This is a genomic window from Acinetobacter sp. SWAC5 (assembly GCF_003419885.1).
GTDB lineage: Bacteria > Pseudomonadota > Gammaproteobacteria > Pseudomonadales > Moraxellaceae > Acinetobacter > Acinetobacter cumulans.
Window position 1 is genome coordinate 1 of record NZ_QUWR01000055.1, and the last position, 4,202, is coordinate 4,202.

Consider the following 4,202-nt stretch of genomic DNA (forward strand, 5'->3'; position numbering starts at 1 on the left):
TGGATTGGTTATCTAAACTCAAAGTTCATTGAGTTTAGAACTATAATGTAAATTTACTGAATCATACCTAATGTAAGTTATTGATTTTATGATTCATCAGTTTAAGTCTTTAATGTGCAAAGACAGTTGCACAACTTCATCAATCAAATAAGCAACAGGACTTACAGATTGGCTTTTTGTGAAAGTCGGTGCACCAGCTTCAGCGATAAACTTCTCGCTAATCGGTTTTTTGATTTCTAAGCGATACACACGGCGCAGCTTGTTTAAGCAATCAGACATTGAGCCATCGCCAATACCGTGACGGGCTTTCTTGTTATCACGAGTCTTAAACGTGAAGTATGGAAAATGTTTGGCCATGACTGCAGTAATGTCTTTACCAACCAAGTAAATGTGGCTGTGTGTTTCGTAGAAGTGGGTAAATGACGTCTCTACGTGATAAGCAGCCAACAAGCTTTTTGCTTGAGGGTCAGTGATAACCGATTTAACTTGGTTAATCATTTTTTTGGCAATTGTTTTGTTATTCATGATGAACACCCTATAAATTTGATTAATTAGATTGAGTTAATGCAAGTTGCGTAAAAATACGTTTTAGGCACACTTTACATGTAACAAGGTGCGGTACCGTGTCCACGGTAACTTCACCTACTTTCATTTTGAATTCTTTCTTTGCTTCATCTGCAGGGAATAAGCCTCCAGCTGAGCACAAGTACTGGTTTTTCTCACGAACCAATTTAGATCCTGAGTAGTCTTCATCAAAAACCAAGTGAGTCACTGTATTTGATTTTTCACCATCGCCCCATGATCCAGCTGACAAGCCTGACATTACAATTTTTACACCAGTGAACCATTTGAACGGTAAAGCACTGAAGTTTTTCTTCTGATCGATAGCATCAAAGATCGGTTTAGCTTGTTGCAGCGCATTGAATAATTCAAACAATGCAGTAATTTTTTTCTTAGCATCCTGTTCAGCCTGGTTCCACTTGGTTTGCGCCTCATACTCAGCACGGGTATACCAGACCACTTGCCCATTTTTTGCATATAGCCAAAGTTTTTTACCAGTCATGAGATGGTTCACCATCGCATCGGGCATATCAAACATGAGGTTGTTAAATGACATAACTTTGTCATTCAGGTTGATAAAAGACTTTTTATCTTCAGGTAGTAGCACCGGCACTAACGTAGAGCGTACTAATGCTTCGTAGTTGTCAGTAGACATGCTAGAACGTGGGAAACTATGACCTGTAAACACTGGCTTAAGATAAGGGTTGTATGGCAACTCAGTTGCTAAAACCTTGGTGGACCATTCTTCCCACAAATTGAACTTTTTAGCTTGTTCAACCATATGGTGCAGATCTGCAGTAGAAATTCTAACTGATGGCATTGAAGGGTTATTTATTGATTCTGGCGCACGAGTTACACGAACAAGTTCTATAACTTCATGCGCTTCAATTGGACCATATTTGCGATCAAGGTTTTTGCTAAGTAATTCATTAATAGTAACCATTTCAACTCCAAGTTTTAAGCTTTCTGCTTCAATATGTTTATTTTAAGATAGAACCTAAACCAAAAACTTTTTTAAAATTATTTATTTTTATTATTGTTTTACTGGTCCTTGCTGCGACTTTTAACAGATAGCAGCTAAAAATAGTAATGAGGATGCTATTAAAATGATGGAAGCAATTAAGGTACCATACAAATAAGCATTGATCCTGGTGCGCCAGATCTAGCGCTGGCCACAACCAAATTTCTAAACCTTTTTTTAATCAATTAAAAAACATCGAATGCGGTTTTCAACTGCCAACCAGTGAAGCAATAGACATGCTTCACTGGTTGTTGTTATTAAGCTTCAGTCAATTCATTAATATCTAGGATATGAACGCCGTTTGATGTCAGTAGCCAACATGAGAGGGTATGTGCTTCAGTGACTTGAAGTATGAGGCTGTTAAGAGTGTCACTAGATTTTTTGCAGTAAAGGCAATCAGGTTCAGGATTGCTACCATCATCATCAATCAATGGCGTGTCAGCAATTAAGCGGTATGAAGCATACTTAATGATGTCAATATCATCGGCATTGATTGGCTCTTTTGAGCTTAGGCGTACTTGCTCTAAACTGAATGCTTCAGGTTCAATCCATTTAACCTTACTGGTGTTTTCAATCTGGTAACTTAACTGAGTGCCATCAGCAAAAAACACGACAAATTGACCATCTTCAATGTGCTGTACTTTAAAATTGCATGGAATGGTGAATGTGTTGTAGTAATTCATGGGGTTTCTCCAAGTTGTAGGCGTTGAGCCTAAGTTGATTAATCGTTTAAAACAGATTCGATAAAAGAGAGTATTTCAGCTTTAAGAGATGCTGAAATGGTTGCAGTATTTAACTGGCTTAAATACATATCAGCTTTGTCTTTTATTTCTTTTGACGTTGCGGTTTTACGAATTAAAACTAATGTATTCCACATATTAAAAGCCCTTTAGGATAGTGATTAAATCTATATTCATTATACAAAGCGCAATAGCTGTTTAATTTTTCTTAAAATTTAAAAATTCAAAACCTTTTTAATCAATTAAAAAAACATCGAATGCATTTTAAAAAATACCCAAAAGAAAAGGGATAAGGTTTTACGCTTATCCCTGTTTGGGTTTTAGATATGGCAATCAACAATCGTGATTATATAGTCGCTTGGAAAGCTCTTGAGCAAGGCTTGGTTTTTGTTTTCCCAATCTTCTTCCTTGCGAATATCCAGTCCAAACATGCCACACTCTGAACCTGTCCAGTCGCCTATTTCATCACCACTGGTCGCATCTAAGAAACAGTATGTACCGAATGGGTTTGCTGATTTTTTAGCTAGGAATTCTTCACGGCTCACCAAAAATTCATCAAATTCATGTCCGAATATGCCAAACAGGTTATCCGTATCACTGGCTTTCATTAATAAGATTGCATCTTGGTTATGATAGAAATTACGCTTATCGTTCACTGATTCGATTGATTCATCAGACCAAACATCAGCCCATGACCGCCAAGTACGTGAAGCATCACCGATACACTTCTCAAAATAGTCATAAACACGGTTAGCTTCGGTTTTTAAGCGGTTGATTTCGGTTTCAAAATCTAGCTCACCAATCGGGCAGCTATCCACTTTTCGTCCATCAAGACGCAACAGCATGTTTTTCCAACGTCCTCCGATTTCATACCAATCGTATTTCGGATTCGGGTTGGTGGTGGTGAAGTAATCGACCACTTTACCGTCAGCATCAAGCTCTATCCATTCTGTCCAACTTTCATCAGGTTTTTCACCTGTCAAAACAGTCGGCGTAACTTTTTCGTTATACCAGTTAATGAACTGTTGAAGCTCAAACACTTCAGTACATGGCACATCTTTTTGATGCCATTGAATGAACATGCCTAAATCACGAATGCGACTTGAGTACGTACCATCATCGTTTTTGACCTGTACCACTGATAAATGCTTACCGCCGTTCGGGAAGTCAGCAAAAATATCACCTTTGTTGTTTTTGATGGCATAAAGCTCTAAGTCTGTTGCATCACGCACGAAACGAGGGTCGTCAAGAAACGCATAGCGTTCTTCACCATCATCTATGATAGGCTTTGAGTTTTTCATCAAAGTGATTTCTGTCGATTCGTATTGGTCTTTAATTTCGTCCAATGATGATTCTGAAATGCAATATTTGTTTTTAATGCCTGAGCATTCAAATTCGTAAAATGGTTCTAGGGCATCTACAACATCACCATCAGGGGTGGTAACTACTGCAACTGTGAAATGTGACATTTTAAAATCTCCAAGTTTTGAGCCGTGTGCTCTACATCTGAGATTCCATAATAGTTATTAAGTGGCGTTTATAATTTTTTCCTTAAAATATTAATGAAGCTGAATTTAACAACGGTAGTGGTTCAGTAATTAAAATATTTTAATCAATTAAAATCACCGTATACGTTGAATAAAACTAATATCAATTATTTATATTTAATTAAATAAAATAAGGCTCACATATTAAAATAACCTGATTACATAGATCTATATCAAAAAAAGATGGCAATAATTAATAGTTGCCATGGCAGAGTAAAACTTGAAGTGCGACATAAACCACCTAATTAATTTAAAGGGTTTATGGAGTATATAAAATTGTCATACCATCATCTTAACTTTGAAGATCGTACTGCATTAATGCTTGAGTCAAGA

Annotated in this window: 5 protein-coding genes; all 5 read right to left on the reverse strand. The window is 37.0% G+C overall.

All coding sequences use genetic code 11. The annotated features are described in order from the left end of the window. Positions 1–96 precede the first annotated feature (96 nt). Entirely contained in the window at positions 97–525 is a 429-nt protein-coding gene (locus tag DYI81_RS17650) for a hypothetical protein (protein WP_033917495.1), read from the reverse strand. Positions 526–547: 22 nt separating this feature from the next. Beyond that, entirely contained in the window at positions 548–1,504 is a 957-nt protein-coding gene (locus tag DYI81_RS18190; protein WP_227504909.1) for a hypothetical protein, read from the reverse strand. Positions 1,505–1,839: 335 nt separating this feature from the next. Beyond that, the gene (locus DYI81_RS17660; RefSeq protein WP_033917496.1) at positions 1,840–2,265 is read right to left on the reverse strand and encodes a hypothetical protein; all 426 of its coding nucleotides are present in this window, start codon (positions 2,263–2,265) and stop codon (positions 1,840–1,842) included. A 38-nt stretch (positions 2,266–2,303) separates the two neighbouring features. Then, on the reverse strand, positions 2,304–2,459 hold the full coding sequence (locus tag DYI81_RS17665) for a hypothetical protein (protein ID WP_005006030.1): 156 nt from the start codon (positions 2,457–2,459) through the stop codon (positions 2,304–2,306). A 183-nt stretch (positions 2,460–2,642) separates the two neighbouring features. Continuing rightward, positions 2,643–3,791, reverse strand: a complete 1,149-nt coding sequence (locus DYI81_RS17670) for a hypothetical protein (protein WP_058952573.1) — start codon at positions 3,789–3,791, stop codon at positions 2,643–2,645. Positions 3,792–4,202: the final 411 nt, after the last annotated feature.